We start from the raw sequence: 4,359 nt of genomic DNA, 5'->3' as shown, positions 1-4,359 counted from the left end.
GACGGAACGCCAACCCCTGTCATGCCGACCCGGTGCCACCAAACCATTCCGACAAGCCATCACAACAACGCCAAAGGTGAGCAAAGATGAAGCACGATCGCTGGCTACCTTATTACCTGATCGCCCCCAGCCTGCTGTTCATGGGTGCCTTCTTTCTCTATCCGTTCATCCAGATCTTCGCCGAGGCCTTCACCAGCAGTGACGGCAACGTGGGCCTAGCCAACTTCACGCGCATCTATCAGGACTTCAACTTCTGGCCGTCACTCAAGAACACCCTGCTGCTGACCGGGGTCGTGGTGCCGCTGCAGCTGGTGCTGGCCATCGGCATGGCGCTGATGGTCACCAAGATGAACAAGGGGCGCGACAGCATCCTCTACATCTGGACCATCCCGCTGGGCATCTCCGATCTGGCCGCCGGCATCATCTGGCTGGCGATCCTCGAGCAGTTCGGCTTCCTCAATAGCTTCCTGAGCGCGGTCAGCGTGATCGATGCGCCGGCGTCCTGGCTCAACTATCAGAATGCCTTCGCGCTGTTCCTGGCCGTGGTGGTCGCCGAGATCTGGCGCGGTACCGCCATCGTGCTGGTGATCCTGGTATCGGGCATGGGGCTGATCCCCAAGGAATATGACGAGGCCGGTCAGGTGTTCGGCGCCAGCTACTGGCAGCGCCTGTGGAAGATCACCCTGCCGATGCTGCGCCCCAGCATCCAGTCGGCGCTGATTCTGCGCACCCTGCTGGCACTCGAGGTCTTCGCGGTAGTGATGATGCTGGGCGGCAGTGACATGCCGGTACTGATGAGCGAGACCTTCGACTGGCAGTTCCTCTACCAGCAGACAGGTGCCGCTGCGGCCTACGCGGTGTTGATCATGCTGATCTCGGTGGTCATCACCGGCTTCTACATCAAGCTCCTCAATGTGCCGAAGGAGGCCCGCTGATGAAATCCTCTTCTTCCGAGGCCGTCATGCCGTCATCGCTTTCGTCACGTGCAAGCGCCTCCTCAGCCGATTCCTCACGCCAGGAGGCACAGACCGCCCACAAGCCACGGCGCAATGACATGGCCTGGAAATGGCTGTTCCGGGCTGGCGTCTCGATCCTGGTGCTGTGGGTGCTGGTGCCCATCGCCCTGCTGATGCTCAACAGCGTCAGCACGCCGGAGCAGATCACCGGCTGGCCCAAGACCCTGACCCCGGCGCTGAGCTTCGAGACCCTCGACTTCTTCTGGCACTACCAGGGCGTGATCAGCGCACTGGGCAACTCGCTGCTGGCCGCCGTCTTCACCATGGTGATCGCCATCGTGCTCGGCGCACCGGCAGGCTATGCGCTGGCCCGCTTCGTGTTCCCGGGCATGAATGCCTACCGCATGATCATCATCCTGTCGCGGGCCTTCCCGATGCCGCTGCTGGCGCTGCCGCTGGCCGTCATCTTCATCCAGGTCGGCATCGATGACTCCATCCTGGGTCTGGCGATGGTGCACGCCACCCTGGCACTGCCGTTTGCGGTGCTGATCACCTCCAGCCTGTTCATGGGCATTCCGGTGGAACTCGAGGAAGCCGCCTGGCTGATGGGCTGCAACCGCTGGCAGGCCTTCCGCCGCGTAGTGCTGCCGCTGGCCGCCCCGGGCATCACCGCCTCGGCCGTGTTCGCCTTCGTGATCTCGTGGAACGAGGTGTTCGCCTCGGCAATCCTCACCGTCGAGAACCGCACCCTGACCGCCTTCCTGGTGCAGAGCCTTTCCGAGTCACCTGCCGAGATCAAGTATGCCGGTGGTCTGATTCTGGTCGTCCCGGCGCTGCTGTTCCTGTTCGCGATCAGGAAGTACCTGTTCAGCATGTGGGGCATTTCCAACCGCTAACGTACGCCCGCTCATCAGGCCAATGACCGGCGGCGATCTTCATCGTCTCTCGCAAGCGAGTTCACTTCCTCGCCGCCGCTCTCGATCAAAGGAGTCAGACCATGTCAGCCATCCAAATCAGCGCCGTACGCAAGCAGTTCGGCAAGCAGGAAATCCTCAAGTCCATCGATCTCGAGATCCGCGACAAGGAATTCACCGTGCTGCTCGGCCCGTCCGGCTGCGGCAAGTCCACCCTGCTGCGCATCATCGCGGGGCTGGAATACGAGAGCAGCGGCTCGATCCGCATCGGCGAGCGTGAGATCACCTCGCTGGCACCGCGCGATCGTCGCATCGCGATGGTGTTCCAGAACTACGCCGTCTTCCCGCACATGACCGTGGCGGAGAACATCGCCTTCGGCCTGCGCGTGCGCAAGGACAGCGAGGCGCATATCCAGCGCAAGGTGAAGGAAACCGCCGCACTGATGCATATCGAGGACCGTCTCGATCACTACTCCGGTCAGCTCTCCGGCGGTCAGCGTCAGCGTGTCGCGGTCGCGCGCGCCCTGGCGATGGAGCCGGAAGTGCTGCTGATGGATGAGCCGCTGTCGAATCTGGATGCCCTGCTGCGTCTGGAGATGCGCGCCGAGCTCAAGACCATTCTCGCCGCCTCCGACACCACCACCATCTACGTGACCCACGACCAGGTCGAGGCCATGAGCCTGGCGGACCGTATCGCGGTCATGAAGGGTGGCCAGATCGAGCAGTACGCGCCGCCCTCCGAGATCTACCACTACCCGGCGACCGAATTCGTCGGCAGCTTCATCGGCAACCCGCCGATGAACTTCATCCCGCCGGATGCGCGCTGGAATCACCCGACCCGCCCCGAGCAGTCGAGCCAGCAGGTGCACAAGTGCGGTATCCGCCCCGAGGACTTCGAGGTGCGCTTCGAGCCCACCGAGAACTTCGCCCCGGTGCGCGTGCTGGTCTCGGAATTGCTGGGATCGCACAAGCAGCTGACCGCGCGTTTCGGCGACGAGATGATTCGCGTCAACATGCCGAGTGATCTCGATGTCGGCAATGGCAGCGACATCCACATCCGCCCGCTGGCCGAGAAGGTGCGCTTCTACGACCACAGCGGCCACCTGATGTCGGCGTAAGGCACCCCGACCCCTCTCTAGCCAACCTTTCAGCCCAAACCTTTCATCCCGAACGGAGCCGACTTACATGAATGCCAAGCTCGACGCGCTCAGCGCTCACGACGTTCTCAAGCTCAACGACCTGGGCGGCTACACCGTGCCCACGCGTGGCCTCTACCCCTTCCAGTGGAACTGGGATGCCGCCATCACCGCGCTGGGCTGGCTGGCCGCCGGTGACGAAGCGCGTGCCTGGCGTGAGGTCGAGCGCCTGCTGGAAGGTCAGTGGGACAACGGCATGGTGCCGCATATCGTCTTCCACGGTGACGCGGAAACCTACTTCCCGGGGCCGGAAGTCTGGGGCGTCAAGCATAGCCCGTCGACCAGCGCCATCTCCCAGCCGCCGGTGCTGGCCAGCGTCATGAAGCTGCTGTTCGAGGAAGGCCGTGATCGCCGGCTTGCCGAGGAAAAACTGGCCGCTACCCTGCCCGGCGTCATCCGCTACCACCTGTGGTTCTATCGCGATCGTGATCCGGAACACACCGGCCGCGTCTGCAGCTATCACCCGTGGGAATCGGGCATGGACAATAGCCCGCAGTGGGATGGCCCGCTGGCTGGCGTGCCGCCGGTCGATGCCGAATACGTGCGTCGCGATACCGGGCTGGTCGATCCGTCCGAGCGCCCGCACAAGTACGAATACGATCGCTACATCTATCTGGTGAAGTTCTTCCAGCAGAACGAGCACGGCGCTGAGGTTCTGTATCGCGACTACCCGTACCGCGTCGAGGACATCAGCCTGATCTCCATCCTGCACCGTGGCACCCGCGACCTGATTGCGCTGTGCGAAGAGGATGCCGCCGGTCTGGGTCTGGTCAACACCCACGGCGAGGCGCTCTTCAGCCTCAAGCAGTCGCTGGCGCGCACCGAGGAAGGCGTGCAGGCGCTGTGGAGCGACGAGCTGGGCTGTTTCCTGAGCCGTGATGCGCGTGCCAACGTGCTGCTGGAGCACGTCACCACCGCCGGCATTCTGCCGCTGTTCGCCGGGGTCGCCAGCGGCGCCCAGGCGCAGCGCATGGGCGGTCTGCTCGAGGAATGGCTGGAACAGGCGCCCTTCGGTGTCGCCTCCACCCATCCGGAAAGCACCCGCTTCGAGCCGAAGCGTTACTGGCGCGGACCGAGCTGGCTGCACATCAACTGGATGCTGGCCATCGGCTGCGAGGAATATGGCATGTCCCGCGAGGCCGACCAGATCAAGCAGGCCAGCCAGAAGTGCATCGAAGCCGCCGGCTACTACGAATACTTCAACTCGGTGACCGGCGAAGGCTGTGGCGGTCGCGACTTCTCCTGGACCGCGGCGATGGACCTCTACTGGCTCAACCCGCTGGAGAGCTTCAC

4 protein-coding genes are annotated in these 4,359 nt (G+C 63.5%); all 4 read left to right on the top strand.

The annotated features are described in order from the left end of the window. Positions 1 to 86: 86 nt before the first annotated feature. On the top strand, positions 87 to 935 hold the full coding sequence (locus AC4FAH_RS13505) for a carbohydrate ABC transporter permease (protein WP_287020858.1): 849 nt from the start codon (positions 87 to 89) through the stop codon (positions 933 to 935). Further along, entirely contained in the window at positions 935 to 1,852 is a 918-nt protein-coding gene (locus tag AC4FAH_RS13500; RefSeq protein WP_279839900.1) for a carbohydrate ABC transporter permease, read from the top strand. Before AC4FAH_RS13505 ends, AC4FAH_RS13500 begins: the two co-directional genes overlap by 1 nt. 101 nt (positions 1,853 to 1,953) lie before the next feature. Beyond that, positions 1,954 to 2,988: an ABC transporter ATP-binding protein gene (locus AC4FAH_RS13495; protein WP_490246208.1), complete on the top strand. Its 1,035-nt coding sequence runs from the start codon at positions 1,954 to 1,956 to the stop codon at positions 2,986 to 2,988. 67 nt (positions 2,989 to 3,055) lie between these two features. Beyond that, the coding region (locus AC4FAH_RS13490) for an MGH1-like glycoside hydrolase domain-containing protein (RefSeq protein WP_490246207.1) at positions 3,056 to 4,359 on the top strand (1,304 nt) is incomplete at its 3' end.

This window comes from Cobetia sp. (assembly GCF_983723665.1).
Note: the sequence above shows the minus strand (reverse complement) of the source record. Positions and strands in the feature narration are given on the sequence as shown.

Bases quoted from the DNA above. Each gene is read 5' to 3' on its own strand.
- AC4FAH_RS13505 (WP_287020858.1), top strand. From the start codon at position 87: ATGAAGCACGATCGCTGGCTACCTTATTACCTGATCGCCCCCAGCCTG.
- AC4FAH_RS13495 (WP_490246208.1), top strand. From the start codon at position 1,954: ATGTCAGCCATCCAAATCAGCGCCGTACGCAAGCAGTTCGGCAAGCAG.
- AC4FAH_RS13500 (WP_279839900.1), top strand. From the start codon at position 935: ATGAAATCCTCTTCTTCCGAGGCCGTCATGCCGTCATCGCTTTCGTCA.